Here is a 23,345-nt window from a genome sequence, read left to right as displayed (position 1 = left end):
CGCTTTAGACGGCAGTCTAACGCCCCCATGCCTCATGAACGAGGCCGCGAATTTCCGAATTGACCGCTTCCATGGCTTCCATGGCGCGATCATAGGTGCCGCGATTCATCGACGAACGCTCAACCTCGTAAAGCGTCTGCTTGGTAAGCCCGGCATCGGAGATAGCCGTCGATTTCAACATCTGGTGCTTGAGCATATGCGAGGCGAGCATGCTTTGCATGAAGCCGACCATCTGCGCCTGCGGCACATCGGTCGGTTCGTAACGCGTGATCAGATATCGGAACCAGTCGAGCTGCACCGCGCCGCCGGCCTGACGGACCGTCTTCAGAATATCGCCGAGCATCAGCAGGAACTGCGACATGGACATGAGGTCCAGCATTTGCGGATGAACGGTAATCAGCACCGAAGTCGCTGCGGAAAGCGCCGTCAGCGTCAGATAGCCGAGCTGGGGAGGGCAATCGATGACCACGACGTCATAGTCGCTGTCGACATCGGCGAGAGCCTGCGCGATGCGGTTCCAGAATGTCTTGCCCTCGCCGCCATTCTGCATGGCGAGCGGCGTGTCATATTCATATTCCTGCAACTCGAGCATGGCGGGAATAATGTCGAGGCCGGGGAAGTTCGTCCGCCGGATAACCTCGCGGATGGGCTTCCTTTCGGAGTCGTAACGAATGGCTTCATAAAGCGACGGAAACTCATCGAGTTCCGGCTGGATACCGTGCAGGGCGGAGAGCGAAGCCTGCGGATCGAGATCAATGGCCAGCACACGATGGCCGGTCAGCGCCATATGCTGCGCCAGATGCGCAGCCGTCGTCGTCTTGCCCGAACCGCCCTTGAAGTTGACGACGCCGATGACCTGAAGCTTTTCATTGCCGCGACGATGCGGAACGTAGCGCTTCACTTCGGCGCGGCCGTTCTGGTCGAGCCACTGGCGCAGTTCCTGAATCTGCTCGACACTATAGGCGCGGCGGCCACCTGTCAGAATGGTCGGCTCGACACCCTTGCCTTCAAGATGTAATTTCTTGAGATTGCTGGGAGAGACACCGAGGAAATAGGCAGCCTCGGCCATCGAAAACTGGCGCAGCATGTTCTTGCGCGCATCCGGCGGAAAGTTTTCGTGACGCAGCAGATTTAGCTTGCGAGAAATCTCGCGCCCTTGCGATAGTATCATGTCGTCAAACGACAAGGCTGCTGCCGGATTTGCGATATTCATTTGCTTGGTGTCCCTAGTGACGGCATTGGAACTGATACCGCCTAAATACCGTCATTATGTCCGATTCTTATTCTATCGCAAGGGGCAGCCGAATTAACAAAGGGTTAGCGCCGACATTAAAATTAAGCGAAATTTTATCGATTCGCTGCCGCTTCTGCTATCCTTTTGTTTTTATAACCTTTTATCGGTTTTAGACGGCGGTCTATAAACCGGAACCCTGAACCCGCATGTAATTTCAATCAAGAAGAGTCCTGTTTCCACACCGGAGTGACATCGCTTTATAGGGGACGAAGCTTGTGCGCCCGATTCTCTGCTACGTTCCGGCACCGTGATCATTGCGAAACCGAAATGATAAGAAGAGGCTGGAGGAACTGCCAATTTCGGCGTGTCAAAAGACGCGTGTTAAGGTCGCCTGAGGCCGAGGGGAGGCCGTGGCGTCTCCACTGGTCGACACCATCTTCATTCTCCGTCGTAGATGGGATAGTCCGCTTGTCGACTGGCCGCGAAGATAGCTGCATCCGATATTGTCGAGGCTGCTGCGGCCAGCGTCGGAAAACGAAGGACAGAAATCCAATAATGAACAATAACCCCTGTGCAGTTCCTCCGATCGAGCCAGAACGGTGAGGCTGCGTTGCGCGGAAGGTGAGGGGGCCTTGTTCAGCAGATGCGCCGGATTATGAACCCGGCCCACTCCTGTGAAGCTCTGCCCCTCGGGCCACGCGCCCTTCTCCGGAAGAGGGGAGCGAATGGTTTCACCCTTACTGCTTGTCCCGCTTCGTGCTTTCAGGGGGTGGATTTCTTAACCAAATCAGGCTAGCTTGGGAAATACCAGTCAGGCCCTGTTGACCTCTGAAGATTGAGCGCCCAGCGCCATCCCACAATCCCCAACGAAAACCCCCTTGCGACCGTCGCTCGAACAAAACCTAATGAGGTTTTAGGTTTAATACGGCTTCAAAAGGCGATAATTTTCAGCGGGATATAGAACGGGACATGAGGCCTCCGAGGTGCGCTTTTTCATGCGCTGGTAAGCCTCTGAAGAACTCTGCCAACTGTGCGACAAGCCTGATTGTTTACAGGGTGGCGAACCTTGAACCGGACAATTCCGCGAGCGGTTCACCCATATTGTCGCAAAGCGAAACCGCCGGAATCCTTTTCCGCTCCGAGGCAGATTGTTCAAAGGTGGTGAACTGAGTGGGTTCCGCCTGCTTCGCTGCCTTCATTCACGTCGCTTGCTTTATTCTCGTCCGTGTTTTCCCACCAGTCGCCGAGGGCATCGATGAGCGGCACCAGTCTTTCGCCCGCTGGCGTCAGGTCGTACTCGACCCGAAGCGGATAACCGCCGAATTCGGTGCGCCGGACAATGCCGGCCTCTTCGAGCTTGCGCAGTTCCAGTGTGAGCATCTTGTGCGAGATGGTGGGATTATCCCGGCGAAGATCGCTGAACCGTTTTGTCCCTTCCTGAAGATAATAAATGAGCAGGGTCGGCCAGCGGCCGCTCAGGACCTGCATGACTTCTTCGATCGGGCATCGGGAAACAAGGTCTTTCATCGGCAGCTCCTGGTTACAAAAAGGTGCGTAATTTACTTGGCGGAGCGATGTTTTATGGTCCGGCTTCGCTGCGCAGCGTGATCAGAAGACATCACGGAGAACACCAAACATGGAACCGATCCTTATATATGGCTTCCCGGCCGGAAGCTCCATGGGACTTGTCGCAGCTCTCGAATGGCTGGGCAAGCCTTACAGGCTGTGCCGGGTCGACATGCTGACCGAGATGCGGGAGCCTGCTTACAAGCGGATCAACCGCCGGGTCGAGACGCCTGCCTTCGTCACGGATGAGGGGCGGGTCGTGACCGAAAACATGGCTATCGCCGCCTGGTTGGAGGCGCGGGACACCGAGCGGCGGATCAGCTTCGATCCGCTGTCGCGCGAGGCTGACCGGATGCATCAATTGATGGGGTTCATCAACACCGGCTTTACCGGCATGTTCGGCCCGCTCTGGGCCGCGATGGAAATGCAGTCGCCTGACCCTGCGATGAAATCGGCGCTGACCCGATGGGGCAGCGAACGCGTCATCGAGCGGCACGACCGGCTTGAAGAAATGATCGGGGACACGCGTTTTCTGGTCGCCGACCGTCCGACGCTGGCGGACGCCCTGCTGGTTGGAGTTGCCCGCTGGCTGGACTTTCACCAGGTAGCAGACGCCGCACGCTGGCCGAAGCTTGCCGCCGTGAGAAGCCGTATCGAAGCCGATCCCGCTGTCATCCATGCAATGGCGCTGGAAAGGGGCGAGTCCTCGCCGGGCAACGGAGCCTTTCAGGGCCATGTCGGTCTGGAAGAACTGATCGAACAGTTTGGCGCGAAATAGCGATCATGATGCGCAGCCACGGCCAGCAATGGCGGCTGCGCATCACCCGGCAGCAGCGGAGTTCTCATGGAACCGGGAGCTGGCGGCTGATTGCTGCCATTCCTGTTTTTGAATGGCGCCCCCGGGAGTAGACAATAGTATCCGGATATAGATCGGCCGGTTTCGATAATTTGCGATAGACAAGTCTCCGCTGAAGAGGAATTCTGACGTTCTTTGGCAGCAGACAACGCAAACAACTTCGAAACGGCCTATGACATCCGATATTCAACGTCAGCCTATCCGGCAAATCCTGGAATGATGAGCAATAGCAGATCGCGACAAGACCCGGCCCTGTTGCGCCGCCTGCTCAGGGCCAAAGACAGACTGGATGCCGCCTCGCATGAGCCCTGGCCGGTGCGTCGGTTGGCGCAGGTGAGCGGTGTCTCGGAGGCTCATTTCGCCCGCGCGTTCAAGATCGCATTTGGCGTGCCGCCGCACCGTTATCTCCTCTCGCGGCGCATCGAGCGCGCAAAGGCATTACTGCGTGACACCGACAAGCCGGTGATCGAAATCGCGTTTATCACAGGTTGGGCAAGCCTCGGAACGTTCGGGCGCGTTTTTCGCGATATCACGGGTGAAAACCCCTCCGACCTTCGTGCCCGCGAGCGGGCGGGTTCGCACAGGCTGGAGCACGTGCCACATTGCTTTGTCAGTGCAGCGTATCGCCCGGACCTCACAATAGCAGTTTCGGAGAAGCGGCGCCAAGATAAGGCTGATACACAGAACCCATGACAACAGGAGAGCAGTGATGGACCAGGGAGTAGGGGTGGCGGGCATTTACGTGCGTGACCAGGATGAGGCCATTGATTTCTATGTAGGCAAACTTGGGTTTGCCATTCACACCGACGTCAAGAACGGAGACTACCGCTGGCTGACGGTGCAGCACCCGGACCAGCCTCACTTCCAGCTTGGGCTGTTCCGGCCCCAGCCGCCCACTGTAGATGAGACGACGGCGCGACTGCTTGACGAGGTCGTCGCGAAGGGCGCCATGCCGCCGCTGGTGATGGTGGTCAAGGACTGCCACGCCACGCATGAGGCATTCGCGGCAAAAGGCGTCGAATTCACTCAGGAACCGATCAGCCGCTTCGGCAGCGTTGATGCGAGTTTCCGCGATCCTTCCGGCAATGGCTGGAAATTGGTTGAGGCTCGGTGAGGGTGCCCGAGCACCTTGGTCATTTACGGGCGTTTGCTGGAATTAATCCGGTGTAGACCGATGCCCTGCGGACCAGGGTGAGCGCAGCAACAGGCCTATCTGGCCGACAACGCGATTGTCGGCCGAACCAAAACTCATCCCGTGCTTAAGTGCCCAACCGGTACGCTGGTCACGAGAGAATGACAGGGATGTTGGCTTCCTCGAGTATGCCGGCCAAAATCGGGGCTGGCATTTCATTCGTTACAAGGGCGGTGACGTCGCGAACCGAACCAAGCTTCACCATGGCGCGCTTGCCAAACTTTGAGCTGTCGACGGCGAGCAATTTGTGTGCCGCTTGTCCAAGCGCTGCGGAAACGACGGCGACTTCGGTATGGTCGTCATCGCACAGATCGCCGTCATCATCGATGCCGCTCACCGAAATGATTGCATAGTCGAACTTGAAACGCCGAATGAATTCCGGTGTGTCTTCCTGAAACATTCCCCCATCGATAGGGCGCACGAAGCCGCCGGGAACAGCGAGCGTGAAATCCGTCTTCTCGCTGATGATGGCGGCGGATCGCAAGCTGTACGTGACGAGGTGCAGCCGCTCCCTGCTGACGAGCGCATTGGCAATCGCTTCGCATGTTGTGCCGGTATCGAGGAAAACGGTGGCGCCATCGGGAATGAGCGCGACGACAGCTTCGGCAATTCGCACCTTCTCGTCGGCCCGATCATGTCTGCGCTGACGGTAGGTCACAGGATCGAGCGGCGTCAGTTGCGACACACCGCCATGCAGTTTCCGGACTTTGCCCCGATGCTCCAGGTCCGCAATGTCGCGCCGCGCCGTCTGGGTGGTGACATGGAAGCGTTCTGCGATCTCTTCAAGAGAAACATAATGGCTGTTTTCAATCCATTGCAACAATGCCTGCTGCCGGATTTCCTTCTTCTTGCCACCGGGACCGGAAAGTTCGCTCATGGTTGTCGTTATGTCCTTATGCGCCTGATCACTCAGATCCATCTCTCATTTCCAGGTTGAATGAGGCGAGGAAATCGTGGGGTTAAAATAGCAATATCTGGGTGAATCGATTAGCGAATAAAAATGTAATATTAATGACATTTACTATTAAGGACCGCATGTTTTGGAGTCCTCGCAACCCGGTCGGGAGTAAAATGTAATAAAAGTGACATTGAACTCTGTCATTTCAGCATCGATTGAAGTTGGATGATCAATCCGGCTGTCACATTGATGAAATGGAAGCATCTTCCAGGAAAAGGACCGAGGGATGGTAACGGGGACGACCAAACGCAACGGAAAACTTTTGGCTTTGACTGCGCAGCTTTTATGCGGTGTCGCAGTCGCAGGAATTGCTGCCGCTCCGGCGCGCGCAGCCGATAGCTATGACATTCGCGTCATGACGCTCAATATCTGGAACAAGTTCAAACAGAACCCGGAATTGACAGCGGACTTTATGGCAGCCGCCAATTTCGACGTGCTCGGGATGCAGGAAGTCAACGGTAGTACCTATGTTACGCGCATACCGGATTTCCTTCAAACTGCGGGTCGCGGCACTTACGGTAATGTGCAGGTCGGCGATGTCGGTATCATCTCCCGTTTGCCGGGCAAATTCGGCACGATCAATCTGGGCGGAAATACGCAAGGTCGCTATGTCAGCTATACTCAGCTGGACGCCCAGGGCTCCCGTCCGCAGACACTCATCGGCACGGTTCATCTCGATTATGCAGATGGATCGACCGGTCGCGTGAATGAAGCCAAAGCCCTCAACACATGGGCAAAAGGAGCCATCCAGCCGATCATGGTCATGGGCGACTTCAATGCGGGGGATGTTTCCGAGCGCGGCCTTCATCACATCGATGCGCAGATCAGACTGATGCAGCAATCTGACGGCAACACCTTTTATCGCGATCTGACGCGGCAATATGTTCTTAACGCCGATCAGCAGACGATGCGTTCGGTCATTCAGGAAGCATATGTCGGACAGGACATCGACACCCTGTCGTGGAAGCAATGGGGCGACGCTCTTTCCGCCGCCTACAAGGCCGGGAAGAATGTCGGGCTGCAAGACGAAACCTATGCGGTTGCCAACAACACGCCGGTTACGATGAATGTGCTCAAGAAGCAGTACATGCTGCTCCAGACGGAGGCGGTCCGCGAAGACTTCAAGCCGCATGATCTCAACGATGGCAGCACCACATGGCCCTCGGCAGGCGAAGACGCAACCAATACCTGGGCGAGCTGGGATCGTGCCAAGATCGATCATTTCCTCGTCTCGCGGCCATTCGGAAAATGGTATGAGATTGTGGATGATCCCAATGATCCCTACACGGGAGTGATCAAGGACGTAAAAGTCACCCGGCCGGGCCGCCAGCCGGAAGCAATCTCCGACCATGAACCCGTTGCGCATGATTTTCGATGGGTTGGCCCGCAGCTCCAGACTTACTCGGAAAATGAAACGAGCAAGACGCGTCTCGTTTGGGCGCCAATGCTTACGGCTTCGCGGAAAAGAACAAGGAATTTGTTCTAACCCGAAACAATCAACGCAGGGATCTTTATCTGGGCCAGATTTCGGATGCCAATGGCAAACCGATTCTGACCGATCTGACGCTTGACGAAAAGAAGACATTGCTGAACTGCGACAGCACGGATGCGCGCTTCCAGCAGGCCATCAAAGACTATTGCATCGACGATCATTCCTTTATCGGTGAAACGGCTGTCACCGACGGCGGGACGATCCTCGTCAGCGAAGATGCGGCTCTTGGCAATGCCGATGCTCGGCTGCGTCTCATCGATGGCGGTTTGCGTATAACGGGCAGCGACATGAAAACGCTGGACCGCACCGTGTCCCTTGAGGGACTTGGATGGATCGACATCGCGGATGCAGACAACCGCGTGACGCTGCTGCAGCAAGCCACCGGGGAGGGCGCGCTGCTCAAGCGCGGAGCCGGTACGCTCGTTCTGGGCCAGGCAAACAGCTATACGGGCGGAACCTTGGTGGAAGGAGGAGTGCTTCAGGCTGGCGTGGACGGGGCGTTCGTCGACAATACGGCCTTCTCGGTGAATGGGGGCAAGCTCGATCTCAACAATTTCAATGTGAGCATGTCGTCGCTGATGGGCGAGGGCGGGACATTGAGCCTTGGCTCGGCAGCTCTGACCGTAGACCAGTCCGCCAATACCCGTTTCGACGGCAATATTGATGGTACTGGCAGTCTCACGAAGTCCGGCACTGGTGTTCTGGTCCTGAATGGTGCCAACACCTATACCGGCGGCACGACTGTAAAAGAAGGTGGGCTGGTCATTGGCGATGCATCCCATTCAGGTGCATTCCTTGTCGGCACAGCCAGCGTTGAAAACGGCGCCTATCTGGCTGGCGCAGGTTCAGTCGGAGGCCTTTATGCCGGCGCTGGCAGTATCATCGCACCGGGCAATTCTATCGGCACGCTGAAGGTCAATGGCAATCTGGCCTTTGATGCGGGAGCCACTTACGTCGCGGAAATTGATGCTTCCGGTAAAAGCGACCGCATCGATGTGAGCGGAACGGCGACGCTTGGTGGCGCGAAGGTCTATATAGAAAAAGCCGCCGTTACCTATATGCCCGGCAAGAGCTACACCATTTTAAGTGCTGAAGGCGGCATTCTGGGTACGTTCGGCGAGTTGAGCCAGAACATGCCTTTCGTCGATCTTGGCCTGGCCTATGATCCCAACGCAGTCTACCTAAACATCGCACGCAACGACGTCGACTTCGCTGCTACGGCAAAGACAGGCAATCAGAAATCGGTGGCCGTGGCCGTCGAGCGTCTTGGTGCTGGTAATGCCGTCTACGATACGGTTGTCATGCAGGACAGTGAAGAGGATGCGCGTCGCGCATTCGACGCGCTTTCGGGGGAAATCCATGCTTCGACGCGAACTGCGATCATCAATGACAGCTCGATCATTCGCAATGCCGTCATGGAACGCGTAGACGCGGCGTTTGGCGGTAGTGGGCAGAGTGCTGCCTCATCATCCGTCGCAACAGACATGGCTGCATCGCAGGTTTCGGCACCGCGCGCCGCGATCTGGGGGCAGGCACTTGGCCAATGGAGTGAAACCGGGGCGGATGGAAATGCTGGCAAGCTGAAGCAATCAACCGGCGGCTTTGTTGCAGGCTATGACGCGGAAATCGTCGAGAATTGGAGGCTGGGCGCTCTGGCGGGCTATAGCCGCACCAGTTTCGATGTGAATGATCGCAACTCGTCTGGCCACAGCGACAACTATCATCTGGGAATCTATGGCGGCACCCAGTGGAGCGCGACCACGCTCAAGGCAGGTCTTGCCTATAGCTGGCACAAGATCGAAACCGATCGGCTTGTCGCTTTCCCCGGCTTTTCAGAAAGTCTTGATGCCGATTACAGCGCAGACACCTTTCAGGCATTCGGCGAACTCTCGCATCGTTTTGATGTGAACGGAACGGCGATTGAGCCATTTGCAAATGTTGCGGTGGTGCGCCTGCAAACCGGGCGGTTCGATGAACATGGCGGGAATTCCGCGCTCCGGATTGGAAAAGAAACGACGACAACCACGTTTACCACAATTGGTCTTCGTGCTTCTGCCCCAGTCGTATTCGGCAGCATGAATGCCCGGCTTAGCGGTACGGCTGGCTGGCAGCACGCCTATGGCGATACCATTCCGACGACAGCAGCCTCATTCGATGCCGGAACGGTATTTGACGTGGCCGGTGCGCCAATTGCGAAGGACACCGCGATTATCAAGGCTGGCTTTGATATTGATCTCGGCAATCAAACGACGCTGGGTCTTGAATATACAGGTCAGTATGGTTCGAGCTTCAATCAAAACGCGGGCAAGGCCCGGCTTAGCGTAAAGTTCTAAGTTTATTCAGCACTGCTTCTACCGCCAAGGACATTAACTTGGCGGTAGATGGAGTTCGGCTTCATGCAACGAGCGCATGATCGGATAGAGGAAATGCAGCATAGATTGCGGCGATCGATCTGACCTGACAGAAATTCACAAGTCCCAAGTCCAAACCGTAGCCGGTCGGGTTCAAAGCTCTGTCACATTGCTGAGAGGGGAGCCTATGCTGCCGTTGAAACCGCGATAGCGCTGGTGGCTGCGGGCGAGGTGCGCCTGCATCGCCTCCCGCGCGGCCCCCGCATTCCCGGCACTGATCGCTTCGCAGATCGCACGATGTTCAGTCACGCTATTGCGGATATAGTCGGGTGTAATCAACGAAGGATTGAGATCGCTCGAAAATGCGGGCTGCGGGAGTATCTTCAGGCTCATGACGCTGAAAAACTCGATAAAGGCCTGATTGTTCGTCGCCTCGGCAATCGAACGGTGAAAGATGTAATCCAACTCATCGAGCGCGGCCTCGTCGTCCACGGATGCCTCGAATTTTTTGAGCGCTTCCCACATATTGGCCTCCTGCGCCCAGGAGCGCCGCTGCGCGGCCAATCCCGCAGCATGAACCTCAAAGGCCATGCGCAATTCCAGCAGATCCATGAAGGGCAGCGACAACCGTGCCAAAGGTTCAAGCGGCGAAACATCGTCGCCTGAAAAACGCAGCCTTTCGAAATCGCGGATGAAAACCCCGACGCCGTGCTTCACTTCCAGCAGGCCATCAGAGCGAAGTTCTGCAATGGCTTCACGGATGACAGTACGGCTCACGCCAAGCGTCTCGCCAAGCTCCACCAGCGTAGGCAGCTTGTCCCCGGTTTTAAAATCCCCATCGCGAATGAAGGCCCTAAGATTATCAATCGTCCGTGCGGTAAGCGTCTTCAATGTCCGTCAGTTCCAGTTGGCCGATCAGGTTGTTCGTCATTGATACGATGGCCTGAACACAATTACAAGATAATATCACTCATATAGAGATATTATCTTATCGGGTTAAGACACTGAATTGTGCCCCTGGATGTAACCTCTCTCTCGCAGAATGGTATTACTAATTTTCGGCGATGAGGGTCATCGGGCGCAAATTTTCACCATGATTTTTTTGACGGATAATATGCGTATAGCACGGTCGAGTGCTGTTAAACTATTGTAAGTCCTATGTTAAATGGCAATTTCGCCGCTAGCTTCGCATCATGCCGTTCCCAAAAATATCCATCTTGACAAGTGATAATATTTTAGCAAACCTATCATCATAACAAAGGGCCAAGTCATAATATCACTTGACGAAACTCTGAGGTTGTCGGTCGGAACCGCGCGTTGGCACCAAGTGCGAGGGCCCAATCCTCCAGCCTCATGGACCGGGTGATGGGGACACGTGCTCTCAAAATGGTTTTGAACGGACGTATGCGCCCTCCGGTCATATGTGCGTTCCGGCGAGAATAAGGGGAAACAGAATGGGACTGGTTTCAGCCAGACTGAAGGAACTGGGTCTTATCCTGCCTGAAGTGGGGGCGCCGAGTGGCGCCTATGTACCATACAGGCTGAGTGGTCATACGTTGTATATCTCTGGTCAGGTGCCGCGTGTCGATGGTGTTGACTGCTATCTGGGATTGGTTGGCAGCACCATGAATGTCGAGGAAGCTTACCAGGCAGCGCGCGTCTGTGCGCTCAATCTGCTGGCGCGGGCGGCGGCCGCCCTCGATGGCGATCTCGATCGCATTTCCGCCTGTCTGCAACTGCGGGGCTTTGTGAACGCCGTGCCTGATTTCAAGGATCATCCGGCAGTGATCGATGGTGCTTCCGATCTTCTGATCGCGGTGCTTGGGGAGAAGGGGCATCATGCCCGCACAGCCCTTGGCGCAGGTTCCCTGCCGCGCGGTTTTGCCGTCGAGGTCGACGCCATCTTTGAAGTCCAGCCTTAAGCGCCAACTTCCTTTTGCAAATATAGACGAAGCGAGAATGAGATGTCTGACAAAGCCATCACGATGAATGGGGTCAACAAATGGTATGGCCAGCTCCATGTTCTCAAGGATATCAATCTGGAGGTCGACCGCGGTGAGCATATCGTGCTGTGCGGTCCATCCGGATCGGGCAAGTCGACACTGATCCGCTGCATCAATTATCTGGAAGAAATTCAGGACGGTATCATCGATGTAAATGGCACCCGTCTGGGTCATACCGGCGCCAATGTCGATCATATTCGCCGCGATGTCGGCATGGTATTCCAGCAGTTCAACTTGTTTCCGCACATGACAGTGCTGGAAAACTGCATGCTGGCGCCGCGCCGCGTGCACAAGAACTCGCTTCCCGAAGCCCGGGAAAAGGCGATGCATTTCCTGAAGCGCGTTCATATCGCCGAGCAGGCCGAAAAATACCCGGCACAACTCTCCGGCGGTCAGCAGCAACGCGTCGCCATTGCGCGGGCACTCTGCATGGGCCCGAAGATCATGCTTTTCGATGAGCCGACTTCCGCGCTCGATCCTGAAATGGTCAAGGAAGTGCTGGACACAATGATCAGTCTCGCTGACGACGGTATCACCATGATCTGTGTGACCCATGAAATGGGCTTTGCCCGCGCGGTCGCTCATCGCGTCATCTTCATGGATCGCGGCGAAATCATCGAAAGCGCGCCGCCAGCCGAATTCTTCGGCAATCCGAGACATGAGCGCGCCAAGGCGTTTCTAGGCCAGATTCTGAACCACTAAAAAACAAAGGGGAAACGGCCGCGAGCGGGAGAATAATTTGATGCAATACACATTCGACATGGGACCGGTCCTGGCAGCCTGGCCCGCGCTCCTCAACGGTGCGATCCAGACGCTGAAGATTTCATCCATTTCCATGGTCCTCGGCCTCGCGCTGGGCATCGTCTTCATGCTGATGCGGATGAGTTCGGTGCGGGTGATTTCGCTCACGGCCTTCGGCTATATCGAACTGATCCGCAACACACCGTTTCTGGTGCAATTGTTCTTCATCTTTTTCGGCATGCCTTCGCTGGGCGTGACACTTTCCGCTGAACAGGCGGCCATTCTCGCCATGACGCTCAATTGCGCGGCATATGCGGCAGAAATCGTGCGCGGCGGCGTGGAATCGATCAAGGCGGGTCAAATCGAAGCTGGCAAGGCGCTCGGGCTTCATACCTTCGACATCTACCGTTTCATCATCTTCCGCCCGGCCATACGCGCTGTATATCCCGCGCTTTGCAGCCAGTTCATCCTGATGATGCTCAATTCAAGCCTTGTCGCGTCGATCTCCGCGGAAGAACTGACCTATGTCGGACAGATGATAGATTCGGAAACCTTCCGCAGCTTTGAAATCTATTTCGTGCTCGGCGTCATCTACCTGGCCTTGTCGCAATTCTTCTCGATCGTTCTGCAAATCATCGGCAGGACCTATTTTTCCTACCCGTCGAAGTGAGGTCCCAAGATGATCCGCAGTTTTGGTTTCTCCGAATTTCTCTTCATTCTCGACGGTGCCAAATGGACCGTCATTCTCTCCCTCCTTGCCTTCACTTTCGGGGGGCTGGGCGGGCTGGTCGTAGCACTGGGTCGCACATCCGCGAAAAGATGGCTGCGCTATCTGATGGCGACCTATATCCAGATTTTTCAGGGTACACCGCTGCTGATCCAGCTGTTCTTCGTTTATTTCGGCCTGCCCATTCTGGGTATCCGGGTCGACATCTGGGTGGCCCTGATCATCGGCCTGTCGCTGCATGCCAGTGCTTTTCTGGGAGAAATCTGGCGCGGCAGCATCCAGGCTGTTTCCACCGGACAGGATGAGGCTGCCCGTGCGCTCGGTATCGGTTATTTCCATCGCATGAAGGATGTCGTGCTGCCGCAAGCCTTTCGCATTGGCCTTCCGGCGACGATCGGCTTTCTGGTCAATCTAATCAAGGGAACGGCGCTGGCAGCACTGCTCGGACTGACTGAACTCACCCGTTCAGGACAGTTGATGGCCAACATCACTTTCGAGCCGATGAAGGTCTACGGCACCGTGGGGCTCATCTATTTCATCATCTGTGTGCCACTCACTTACTACAGCGCCCGGATCGAAAAGCGGCTGAACACCACACGCTAGTCAACGATAAAACAAGCCAGAGGTAAGAACATGATCAATGCAGTTTTCAAGAGTTCCGCGATCGCACTCAGCCTTGCAACCAGCCTCGTCGCATCGGCCTTGTCCATTGGTGCGGCTGAAGCGGCAAGCCCGGAGGAAATCAAGGCTAAGGGCGTGGCCGTCATCGGCGTGCAGATGGATCAGTTTCCATGGGGCTTCATCGATGAGAATGGCAAGAATGGCGGCTTTGACATCGATGTGGCCAATCTTATTGCCGAGGAACTGGGAGTGGAGGTCAAGTTCGAGCGTGTGACAGGGCAGAACCGCATTCCGCTGCTGACCAACGGCATGGTCGATTTTCTTGTGCCCTCGATGACGATCACGCCCGAACGCGCAAAGGTTATCCAGTTCGTGCTTCCCTATTCGGCCAATGACATCACGGTCTGGGGTAAAAAGGATGCCGAAATCAATAGCAACGAGGATCTCGCCAAATACACGATCGGTGTCAATCGCGGCAGCGCTTTCGAGCCGATCCTCAAGAAGGCAGCCCCCGCGGGCACCAAAATCAAGGGCTTTGACGACGACGCCGCCACCGTGCAGGCGCTTCTGTCGGGCCAGGTTGATGCGATCCTCGGAAGTCTCACCTACGGCCTTGTGATCGAGAGCACAGGTAATGGTGACAATTATGTTCGCAAATACAAGGCAGCGGACAATATCCAGGCCATGGCAGTGCGCAAGGGCGATCAGGCCATGCTCGATTTTCTCAATGATTTCGTGACGCGCCACAATGCAGATGGTTCGCTGGATACGCTCTACAAGAAGTGGATCGGCGTCGACCGTCCAAAGCTGCCAACCACGCTTGAAGGGGTGGATTTCACCGGCAAGCAATAACGCCAGCACATAAGGTTCCCCGGTGCGGGTGAAACGCACCGGAACATCCAAAGTCTCCAGTATCCAATGACATGAACCCGCAAGGCCTTTTGCGGGAACCGGTAAACACGTGCCTGAACCAAGCCGTGACAGCACACAACGTACTCGTCCCTTTCCGGGATATCTTTCTGGGAGTTAAGCAGAAAATGACGATAGATGGCAAACTGATCAGGGTGGGTGTCGATATCGGCGGAACCTTCACCGACGTGGCAATGGAAGTGGGTTCCACCCTCCATTCAACCAAGGTGCTGACGGATTATGCATTTCCCGAAAATGCCATCATCAAAGGCATTCGGGAAGTGGCTGAAAAAGCTGGAGTGAAGCTTGATCAGATCGACACTGTCATTCACGGAACGACGCTTGCCACCAATGCACTGATTGAGCGACGCGGTGCGAAAACCGCACTGGTGACAACCAGGGGCTTTCGCGATGTGATTGAAATGCGCACGGAAAGCCGTTTCGAGCAATATGATCTCGATATCGTGCTGCCGGCGCCGCTTGTTGCGCGTAACGACCGGCTGGTTGTTAACGAACGCATCGGCGCCCGTGGCGAGGTTTTGAAGCCGCTCGATGAAAAGGAAGTCGATGCGCTTTGCGACCGCATCATCGCGGAAGGCTACGAAAGTGTGGCCGTCGGTTTCATCCATTCCTATCTCAATGGTGAGCATGAGCGCCGTTTCCGCGAACGTCTTCTCGCCAGAAAGCCCGGTCTTTCCGTATCGATTTCCTCCGAAGTCTCGCCGCAGATGCGCGAATTCCAGCGTTTCAACACTGTCTGCGCCAATGCCTACGTCAAGCCGCTGATGGCATCTTATCTCAACCGTCTTGTCGGTCGTCTTCGCGAAGAGGGCCTTGTTGCGCCTGTCTTCATGATTCATTCGGGCGGCGGTATCATCAGCATTGAAAGCGCCATCGAATTTCCTGTTCGCCTGCTTGAATCCGGCCCTGCCGGTGGCGCGATCTTCGCGGCCCACATTGCCGCCAATCACAAGCTCGATCAGGTCGTCTCCTATGATATGGGCGGCACGACCGCAAAAATCTGCCTCATTGAGCAGCAGATGCCCAAAACCTCCAAAACCTTTGAAGTGGCGCGTACCTATCGCTTCAAGAAGGGAAGCGGCATGCCGATCTCCATTCCGGTGATCGAAATGGTGGAGATCGGTGCGGGCGGGGGCTCGATTGCAACGGTCGATTCCATGCGTCAGATCCGCGTCGGACCGCATAGTGCGGGATCGGAACCCGGCCCTGCCTGCTATGATCGCGGCGGCACCCATCCAACCGTTACGGACGCCGATGTCATTCTGGGCCGCCTCGACCCCGATACATTTGCGGGCGGCACGATGCAACTCTCACGCTCCGCATCGGAAAAAGCCATGGATGCCGATATCGGCTCCAAGCTTGGTTCCGACATTGCCACTTCCGCCTATGGTCTGAGCGAAGTGGTAGATGAGAACATGAGCAACGCCGCACGCATGCATGCGGTTGAAAACGGCAAGGAACTGTCGGAATTCACCATGATCGCCTTCGGCGGTGCCGCTCCAGTTCACGCAGCGCGCCTGTGTGAAAAACTCGGCGTGACCGATCTTCTCATTCCCCCCGGAGCCGGTGTTGGTTCGGCCATCGGTTTCCTGCGTGCGCCCTTCGGCTTTGAATCGGTACGAAGTGCATACAGCCGCCTTAGCCGCTTTGAAGGCAAGGCCATCAATGCGGTCATCAAGGAACTGGTGGAGGAAGCAACCTCCTTCGTTCGATCAGGCGCGCCTGACGCCGACCCGACGCTCGAATGCACCGCTTACATGCGCTATGCCGGACAAGGCTGGGAAGTGCCGGTTACGATTGAAGTCCGCGATTACAGCGATGCGGATGCGGTACTGTTCCGCACGCTTTTTGACGAATGCTACGAGCGGTTCTTCGGTCGCGTGATCGATGATCTCGATGTCGAGATCGTCAGCTGGTCCTTGCGCGCAAGCGCAGACGCTGCTGCCTCGACCCCCGCAAAGCCGGTCCAGAAACAGGAGCAAGCCGCCATATCCGCCACGCGTCAGGTGTTCGACGTTCTCGAAGAACGCTTCCTGGAAGCCTCGATCGTCGAGCGCGAAACCATGAAGCCGGGCGAGTGGATTGCCGGCCCCGCCATCATCACGGAACGCGAAACCTCGACCGTTGTAACCTCCAGCCGCGAAGCGATCATGCAGGCCGATGGATGCCTGCTGCTACGCGCCAAGGCTGCCTAGAGCGGTTCCTGTTCTGACAGAATCCCCGGAACCGCTCTAACTATTTGTTTTATCGCATTATCCAACGCAAAACCGTTTCACGCTTTTGCTGGAAATGCTCCAAGGAGCCGTCTCACATGACAAAGAAACCCATTTCCGATGTTCATATGCAGATCATGTGGAACCGCCTGATTTCCGTTGTCGAGGAACAGGCCGTCACTCTGATCCGTACCGCCTTCAGCACCAGCGTGCGTGAATCCGGCGACCTTTCTGCAGGTGTCTTCAACCGCGCAGGCCTCATGATCGCGCAGGCTGTGACCGGTACGCCCGGCCACGTCAATGCCATGGCGGAAGCTGTCGGCCACTTCATCAACGATATAGGTCGCGAAAACATCTACGAGGGCGATGTCTATATCACCAACGACCCATGGAAAGGCACGGGCCATCTGCATGACTTCACGGTCGTGTCGCCGAGCTTCCGCAAGGGTGAGTTGACTGGCTTCTTTGCCTGTACGGCCCATGTGGTCGATGTTGGCGGACGCGGCTTCGGCCCGGATGCGAACGAAGTTTATGAAGAAGGCATTTTCGTGCCGATCATGAAGTTTGCCGAGCGCGGTGTGGTCAACAAGGACCTCGTCAATATACTGCGAAACAATGTGCGCGAAAGCCATCAGGTCGTCGGCGACGTCTACTCGCTCGCAGCCTGCAATGAAATCGGTCATCGCCGCCTGATGGACATGATGGATGAATTCCAGCTCGATGATCTGGAAGGACTGGCCGATTTCATCTTCAAGCGCAGCTATGATGCAACGCTGGAACGCCTGGCCAGCCTGCCGCACGGCACCTATTCCAACGTGATGCGCGTGGATGGTTACGGCGATCCAATCGACATTGCCGTGCGGATAGACGTGCATGCCGATCATATCCTTGCCGATTTCGCCGGTACATCGGCACCGAGCCCCAAGGGCATCAACTGTCCGTTGATCTATTCTGCCGCCTATGCCTGCTATGGCCTGAAATGCTCGCTCGCACCGGAAATTCCCAACAACCATGCCTCATTGCTGCCGTTCAAGGTGACAGCGCCGAAAGACTGCATCCTGAATGCGCAGCGTCCGGCTCCCGTTTCAGTGCGCCACGTGTTGGGCCATCTGGTACCCGATGCGGTGCTCGGTGCCGTCCACAAGATGCTGCCGGGAAAAGTGCCCGCCGAAGGTTCCGGCGCGCTTTGGAACCTGCATGTCAGCGCACGTCCGCTCACCGGCAAGGATGCGCCGAGGGACGGCGGCCACCGTGCGGAAGTGCTGTTGTTCAACAGCGGGGGCACCGGCGCGCGGTCGCATCTGGACGGGTTGAACGCCACGGCCTTTCCAAGCGGCGTGCATTCGATGTCGATTGAAGCAACCGAGCATGTCGGGCCGGTCATTTTCTGGCGCAAGGAACTGCGCGATGGTTCGGGTGGTGCCGGTCAGTTCCGCGGTGGCCTCGGTCAGGTGGTGGAAATCGCTCCAACCGAAGGACACGAGATTTACTTCAACGCAATGTTCGACCGCATCAAGCACCCACCGCGCGGCCGCGAAGGGGGAGAGAACGGAGCCGCTGGGGCGGTCCTTCTCGACGATGGCACGGTGTTGAACGCCAAGGGACGCCAGCATGTTCCTGCCGGTCGCAGGCTCATCCTTCAGCTGCCCGGAGGTGGCGGATATGGCCCCCACGACAAGCGTGATGCGGAAGCCGTCAAACGCGACCGGGATTTTGATTATGTGGTGAATGGATAGTCCTGAACGTCATCGGAAGCCGCCCCAAGAGGGCGGCTTCTTTCATCTGACCAATAAAAGAGTATTCCCATGCAGTATGAAAATCGCCGATCATCGGGCATCAAGGCGTCCCCCAGCATGGCCATCTCCATGGCCGCCCGGAAACTGCGCGCCGAGGGCCGGGACATTGTTGATCTTTCTCTGGGTGAACCTGATTTTGAACCGCCCACCCATGTTCTGGATGCCGTCCATGCGGCGGTGAAAGCCGGCGGCGTGCGTTATGGTGCTGCTGCTGGCACGGAATCGCTTCGCAAGGCCATCATTGCCAAGTTCAGCCGCGACAACCAGCTTGAATTCAGCATCGATGAACTGACCGTGGCCAACGGCGCCAAGCAGATATTGTTCGACACGTTTCTGGCAACGCTGGAAGAAGGGGATGAAGTGATCATCCCCACGCCATGCTGGGTATCCTATGCTGATATTGTCGCGTTGCATGGCGGCAAGCCGGTCTTCGTGCCTTGCGGACCGGACACTGGTTTCAAACTGACCGCGAGCCGGCTTGCAGCGGTAATCACGCCTAAATCCCGCTGGCTGATGCTCAATTCCCCATCCAATCCGACAGGCGCCATTTATAGCGAAGATGAATATGCGCAACTGGCCAATATTCTCGAAAAGCACGAGCGCATTCTCATTCTCTCCGATGAAATCTATGAGCATGTCCTGTTGAGTGAGGTGCCTTTCATCTCTTTCGGGACCGCATGTCCGCAGCTTCGCGAACGCACGCTCATTGTCAACGGTGTCTCCAAAACCTATGCCATGACGGGCTGGCGCGTCGGCTATGCCGCAGGTCCCAAAGCACTTGTTGCCGCGATCAACAAGATGCAATCGCAAAGCGTGACCTCCGTATGCTCTATCGCGCAGGCGGCGGCACAGGCAGCCCTCGACGGTGATCAGGCCTTTGTTGCGCAGGCTGCAGAAATCTTCAGCCGCCGCGCCGATCTGGTGACCGGCCATCTGGCGCAGATTGCGGATATTGATTTCCTCAAGCCCGACGGCGCCTTTTACGCTTTCATCGGCGTTGAAAGGCTTTTTGGTCGCAAAACCGGTGCGGGCAATGTTCTTCAAACCGATACGGACGTAGCGAAATATCTCCTTGAGGAATTTGGCGTTTCCAGTGTGCCCGGTATTGCCTTTGGAGCCCCCGGCTTCATCCGCCTGTCGATTGCGGCTTCGGAAGCAGAACTGGTCAAAGCCTGCACGCGTCTCAGGGAAATGGTCGCTTCCCTGATGTGAGGCATCAAAAAGCCGCAGCCAAGAGCTGCGGCTTCTGTCTTCAAGTCAAGGTTTCAGGCGGCCTGCTTGCGGGCATGATTGCCGATCAGAGCTTCAAGCATGCCTTCTTCTTCCCTGGTCAGGTCGGAAAGGGGAGCACGAACCGGACCGGCAGCAAAGCCCTGCAACCGAACACCGGCCTTGACTGCGGCAACAGCATAGCCCTTACGGCGGCTGCGGATTGCCATAAACGGGTAGAAGAACTCATTGAGGATGCGCTCGCAGCTTGCGCGTTCGCCTGCTCGCAACGCCTTGTAGAATTCCACCGCCAGGCCCGGAACAAAGTTGAAAACCGCCGAGGAATACGTGGTGAAGCCCGCGCCGAGATAAGCTTCGGCGAAGAGTTCCGCCGTTGGCATACCGCCGAGATAGGTCAGCCGGTCGCCCATCTTTGCCGTAATCTGGCGAACCAGACCGATGTCGCCGACGCCATCCTTGAAACCGACGAGGTTAGGGCAGGCATCGCAAAGGCGGGCCAGCGTGTCAGCCTGAAGAACCGAATTGTCACGGTTATAGACCATGACGCCGATACCGATTGACTGACAGACGCGCCTGACATGCTCATAGAGCCCTTCCTGCGGGGCATCGATCAGATAATGGGGCAGAAGCAGGATTCCGTCAGCCCCGGCTTTTTCTGCTGATTTCGCAATCTCGATGGCTAGCTCGGTGCCATAGCCGCAACCAGAAACGATGGCCGTATTGCTGCCGCCCGCAGCCTCTTTGGCGGCTGAGACGATTGCTGGAATTTCGTCGGGTCTCAAGGAGAAAAACTCACCCGTACCTCCTGCTGCAAACAGCACGGGCGCGTCGAAACCCGAAAGCCATTCGACATGCGCCTTATAGCTTTCAGGCGCAAAATTCCCCTCCACATCAAAATGCGTGACCGGAAACGAGAGCAGGCCAGCGCCCAGTTTCTGTTTGATTAGTTGCGGTTCCATGTGTCGATCCCTTCTGGAAAACTACACATAGGACCTACCCGACTCAGATGATAAGTGTCAACAACTTATATTATAAGTTATGGCGCTCTCTGCAGAATGGCCCGATAGCGGGTCTGGCTGCCCTTCAAATGCCGGCGCATGGCATCGCGCGCACCGTTCTCATCACCGTTGAATATGGCCTCTATGATCTGCGCGTGTTCCCTATGCAAATGGGCGATATAATCACCGGGACTGGTGTCTGCGCCCGACTGAAGTGCTGCACGGGGAATGACGCCACTGCCGATCATTGCCAGAAACTCGCGGAAGCGGGGATTGTTGGCGGCATCTGCAATGGCAAGATGCAGGGCAAAATCTGCCTCGCTCGTGGATTGCCCGGATTCGAGGCAGGCCAGAACCTGCCTGTGACAATTGATGATGGCTTCTTCCTGTTGGGGCGAACGACGCAAGGCGGCAAGGCCCGCTGCCTCGACTTCCACGCCGGTGCGCAGTTCCAGGAGTTCTATGACGGAAGACACGCGCTCATAATCCAGGTTTTGGAAGGGAACTGCTTCCGGCGGCTGCGGCTCGAGCACAAAGACACCCGCGCCTTGCCTTGCTTCCACCAGCCGGTCAGCCCGCAAGGCTGCGATTGCTTCGCGAATGACCGTGCGACTGACGCCAAAGGATTCAGTAAGCCGTGCTTCGCTCGGCAACTTCGTCCCGGGCGTTATTTCTCCCGCCTGTATGGATCGCCGCAGCTGTTCACTCACTTTGGCGACAAGATTTCCAGCTGAACGGGATATGTCCTTGTCTTTGTTCGTCACCGCAAACTTTCCTTAGTTGTGCTTCAATCGTGTAGCAATTCTGATTATGCAGAACAAGACTGCATATGAAAGTCGTATGACGTATTGACCATCATCTTCAAATACATATTATGGTTTCATTAATTCATCAGAAATGGAAATGACAATGATTTTCAAGCCGCACGGATGCCATCTGATCGCCGGTGAATGGGTGGCAGGGGAGGCGACATTCGCCTCGACACCTGCGACGGGTCCATCGCATGAATTTGCGATCGGTACGCCTGCTCTTGTGGCGCGGGCCTGCGAAGCGGCGGAAGATGCTTTCTGGACTTATGGTTACACAAGCCGCGAAGAGCGCGCTCAGTTCCTTGAAGCCATCGCCGACGAAATCGAAGCGCGCGCTGCCGCCATCACCGAAATCGGCACGCAGGAAACCGGCCTGCCGGCGGGCCGACTTGAAGGCGAGCGTGGACGCACCACCGGCCAGCTCCGACTTTTTGCCACCCATATCCGCAAGGGTGACTATCTGGATCGCCGCGTTGACGAGGCCCTGCCGGACCGGAAGCCGGCGCCACGCCCGGAAATCCGGCTGATGCAGCGTCCGATTGGCCCGGTTGCCGTTTTCGGCGCATCCAATTTTCCCCTCGCTTTCTCCACCGCTGGCGGTGACACGGCAGCCGCCCTTGCCGCAGGCTGCCCGGTCGTCGTGAAAGGTCATTCCGCCCATCCCGGCACCGGCGAGATCATTGCCGAGGCCATTCATGCCGCCATCATCAAGACCGGCATGCCCAAGGGCGTGTTCAGCCTCATTCAGGGTGGCGACCGCAAGGTCGGCGAAGCGCTGGTCACGCATCCGCTGATCAAGGCTGTCGGCTTTACCGGCTCGCTTGGCGGTGGCCGCGCTCTGTTCAATCTTTGCGCACAGCGCCCGGAACCGATTCCTTTCTTCGGCGAGCTTGGCTCGGTCAACCCGATGTTCCTGCTGCCGGAAGCCATGAAGACCCGCGCGCCATCGCTCGGCGAAGGCTGGGCCGCGTCCTTGACCATGGGTGCCGGTCAGTTCTGCACCAATCCAGGCATCGCCGTGGTTATCGACGGATCGGACGCCGACAGCTTTGTGCAGTCCACCCGCAACGCTTTGGAAAAGGTCGCGCCGCAGGTCATGCTGACCGATGGCATTGCCAAGGCCTATCAGGATGGCAAGGCGCATTTCGACAGCCGCAACTCCGTCAAGCCAGTGCTGACCACCGAAAGCAAGGGCTGCGAAGCCTCGCCCAATCTCTATGAGACGACGGGGGACGCCTTCCTCGGCGATCACACGATCGGCGAGGAAGTGTTCGGTCCGCTCGGGGTTGTGGTCCGTGTCAATTCGGTCGACGACATGGTGCATCTGGCCAAGGGTTTTGAAGGCCAGCTGACGGCGACATTGCATATGGACAAGGACGATGCCGCTGCAGCCCGCAAGCTTCTGCCGGTTCTGGAACGCAAGGCCGGACGCGTTCTGGCCAACGGTTTCCCGACCGGCGTGGAAGTGGTCGATTCGATGGTGCATGGCGGGCCTTATCCGGCCAGCACCAATTTCGGCGCAACCAGCGTTGGAACCATGTCCATCCGCCGCTTCCTGCGCCCCGTCAGCTATCAGAACATCCCCGCGGATGTGCTGCCGGCAGATTTCGAGTGAAGCTTCCTTATTA

20 protein-coding genes are annotated in these 23,345 nt (G+C 56.7%); 14 read left to right on the top strand and 6 right to left on the bottom strand.

Annotated features, from left to right (window positions below; genetic code table 11):
* Positions 1-16: 16 nt before the first annotated feature.
* Both repA and ABWW28_RS20010 read right to left on the bottom strand, forming a co-directional pair.
* Positions 17-1,213 carry a plasmid partitioning protein RepA gene (gene repA, locus ABWW28_RS20015; RefSeq protein WP_021588304.1) on the bottom strand — a complete coding sequence of 399 codons (1,197 nt, stop codon included), beginning with the start codon at positions 1,211-1,213 and terminating at the stop codon, positions 17-19.
* 1,173 nt (positions 1,214-2,386) lie between these two features.
* Positions 2,387-2,761 carry a winged helix-turn-helix transcriptional regulator gene (locus tag ABWW28_RS20010; RefSeq protein ID WP_113342411.1) on the bottom strand — a complete coding sequence of 125 codons (375 nt, stop codon included), beginning with the start codon at positions 2,759-2,761 and terminating at the stop codon, positions 2,387-2,389.
* Between the two features lie 109 nt (positions 2,762-2,870).
* Here ABWW28_RS20010 and ABWW28_RS20005 point away from each other — a divergent pair, with 109 nt between their 5' ends.
* From ABWW28_RS20005 to ABWW28_RS19995, 3 genes are all read left to right on the top strand, one after another.
* On the top strand, positions 2,871-3,578 hold the full coding sequence (locus tag ABWW28_RS20005; RefSeq protein WP_113342412.1) for a glutathione S-transferase family protein: 708 nt from the start codon (positions 2,871-2,873) through the stop codon (positions 3,576-3,578).
* A 294-nt stretch (positions 3,579-3,872) separates the two neighbouring features.
* Positions 3,873-4,349, top strand: a complete 477-nt coding sequence (locus tag ABWW28_RS20000; protein ID WP_113342439.1) for a helix-turn-helix transcriptional regulator — start codon at positions 3,873-3,875, stop codon at positions 4,347-4,349.
* Positions 4,350-4,365: 16 nt separating this feature from the next.
* Positions 4,366-4,770 carry a VOC family protein gene (locus ABWW28_RS19995; RefSeq protein ID WP_353391850.1) on the top strand — a complete coding sequence of 135 codons (405 nt, stop codon included), beginning with the start codon at positions 4,366-4,368 and terminating at the stop codon, positions 4,768-4,770.
* 169 nt (positions 4,771-4,939) lie between these two features.
* Here the strand turns inward: ABWW28_RS19995 and ABWW28_RS19990 are convergent, their stop codons facing one another.
* Complete coding sequence (locus tag ABWW28_RS19990) at positions 4,940-5,767, bottom strand: DeoR/GlpR family DNA-binding transcription regulator (RefSeq protein WP_113342414.1); 828 nt, start codon at positions 5,765-5,767, stop codon at positions 4,940-4,942.
* A gap of 301 nt (positions 5,768-6,068) precedes the next feature.
* On the opposite strand from ABWW28_RS19990, the gene ABWW28_RS19985 reads away from it, so the two are divergent.
* Both ABWW28_RS19985 and ABWW28_RS19980 read left to right on the top strand, forming a co-directional pair.
* Entirely contained in the window at positions 6,069-7,292 is a 1,224-nt protein-coding gene (locus ABWW28_RS19985) for an endonuclease/exonuclease/phosphatase family protein (RefSeq protein WP_353391848.1), read from the top strand.
* Positions 7,241-9,631 (top strand): autotransporter family protein, encoded by a 2,391-nt coding sequence (locus ABWW28_RS19980; protein ID WP_353391846.1) that lies wholly within the window; start codon positions 7,241-7,243, stop codon positions 9,629-9,631. The genes ABWW28_RS19985 and ABWW28_RS19980 overlap by 52 nt, the downstream gene beginning before the upstream one ends.
* Positions 9,632-9,802: 171 nt before the next feature.
* Here ABWW28_RS19980 and ABWW28_RS19975 read toward each other — a convergent pair whose 3' ends face one another.
* Positions 9,803-10,540 carry a FadR/GntR family transcriptional regulator gene (locus ABWW28_RS19975; protein ID WP_113342416.1) on the bottom strand — a complete coding sequence of 246 codons (738 nt, stop codon included), beginning with the start codon at positions 10,538-10,540 and terminating at the stop codon, positions 9,803-9,805.
* A 563-nt stretch (positions 10,541-11,103) separates the two neighbouring features.
* Here ABWW28_RS19975 and ABWW28_RS19970 point away from each other — a divergent pair.
* The 8 genes from ABWW28_RS19970 to ABWW28_RS19935 all read left to right on the top strand — a co-directional run bounded on the left by ABWW28_RS19970 (position 11,104) and on the right by ABWW28_RS19935 (position 19,892).
* On the top strand, positions 11,104-11,571 hold the full coding sequence (locus ABWW28_RS19970; protein WP_039853397.1) for a RidA family protein: 468 nt from the start codon (positions 11,104-11,106) through the stop codon (positions 11,569-11,571).
* Between the two features lie 42 nt (positions 11,572-11,613).
* On the top strand, positions 11,614-12,354 hold the full coding sequence (locus tag ABWW28_RS19965; protein ID WP_006469603.1) for an amino acid ABC transporter ATP-binding protein: 741 nt from the start codon (positions 11,614-11,616) through the stop codon (positions 12,352-12,354).
* Between the two features lie 40 nt (positions 12,355-12,394).
* Complete coding sequence (locus ABWW28_RS19960) at positions 12,395-13,063, top strand: amino acid ABC transporter permease (RefSeq protein ID WP_006470770.1); 669 nt, start codon at positions 12,395-12,397, stop codon at positions 13,061-13,063.
* Positions 13,064-13,072: 9 nt separating this feature from the next.
* Positions 13,073-13,723 carry an amino acid ABC transporter permease gene (locus tag ABWW28_RS19955; RefSeq protein ID WP_113342417.1) on the top strand — a complete coding sequence of 217 codons (651 nt, stop codon included), beginning with the start codon at positions 13,073-13,075 and terminating at the stop codon, positions 13,721-13,723.
* 30 nt (positions 13,724-13,753) lie between these two features.
* Positions 13,754-14,593: a transporter substrate-binding domain-containing protein gene (locus tag ABWW28_RS19950; protein WP_113342418.1), complete on the top strand. Its 840-nt coding sequence runs from the start codon at positions 13,754-13,756 to the stop codon at positions 14,591-14,593.
* A 185-nt stretch (positions 14,594-14,778) separates the two neighbouring features.
* Positions 14,779-16,866, top strand: a complete 2,088-nt coding sequence (locus tag ABWW28_RS19945) for a hydantoinase/oxoprolinase family protein (RefSeq protein WP_113342419.1) — start codon at positions 14,779-14,781, stop codon at positions 16,864-16,866.
* Between the two features lie 116 nt (positions 16,867-16,982).
* Positions 16,983-18,620, top strand: a complete 1,638-nt coding sequence (locus tag ABWW28_RS19940) for a hydantoinase B/oxoprolinase family protein (protein ID WP_112584929.1) — start codon at positions 16,983-16,985, stop codon at positions 18,618-18,620.
* 69 nt (positions 18,621-18,689) lie between these two features.
* Positions 18,690-19,892: a pyridoxal phosphate-dependent aminotransferase gene (locus ABWW28_RS19935; RefSeq protein ID WP_113342420.1), complete on the top strand. Its 1,203-nt coding sequence runs from the start codon at positions 18,690-18,692 to the stop codon at positions 19,890-19,892.
* A 53-nt stretch (positions 19,893-19,945) separates the two neighbouring features.
* Here ABWW28_RS19935 and kdgD read toward each other — a convergent pair whose 3' ends face one another.
* Together kdgD and ABWW28_RS19925 are read right to left on the bottom strand one after the other, a co-directional pair.
* Positions 19,946-20,869: a 5-dehydro-4-deoxyglucarate dehydratase gene (gene kdgD, locus ABWW28_RS19930; RefSeq protein ID WP_021588320.1), complete on the bottom strand. Its 924-nt coding sequence runs from the start codon at positions 20,867-20,869 to the stop codon at positions 19,946-19,948.
* A gap of 77 nt (positions 20,870-20,946) precedes the next feature.
* Entirely contained in the window at positions 20,947-21,672 is a 726-nt protein-coding gene (locus tag ABWW28_RS19925; protein WP_112670792.1) for a FadR/GntR family transcriptional regulator, read from the bottom strand.
* A gap of 145 nt (positions 21,673-21,817) precedes the next feature.
* Between ABWW28_RS19925 and ABWW28_RS19920 the strand changes: the two genes are divergently transcribed.
* On the top strand, positions 21,818-23,332 hold the full coding sequence (locus ABWW28_RS19920) for an aldehyde dehydrogenase (NADP(+)) (protein WP_113342421.1): 1,515 nt from the start codon (positions 21,818-21,820) through the stop codon (positions 23,330-23,332).
* Positions 23,333-23,345 lie beyond the last annotated feature (13 nt).

The sequence above is a fragment of the Brucella sp. NBRC 14130 genome (assembly GCF_040371715.1).
GTDB lineage: Bacteria > Pseudomonadota > Alphaproteobacteria > Rhizobiales > Rhizobiaceae > Brucella > Brucella intermedia.
Note: the sequence above shows the minus strand (reverse complement) of the source record. Positions and strands in the feature narration are given on the sequence as shown.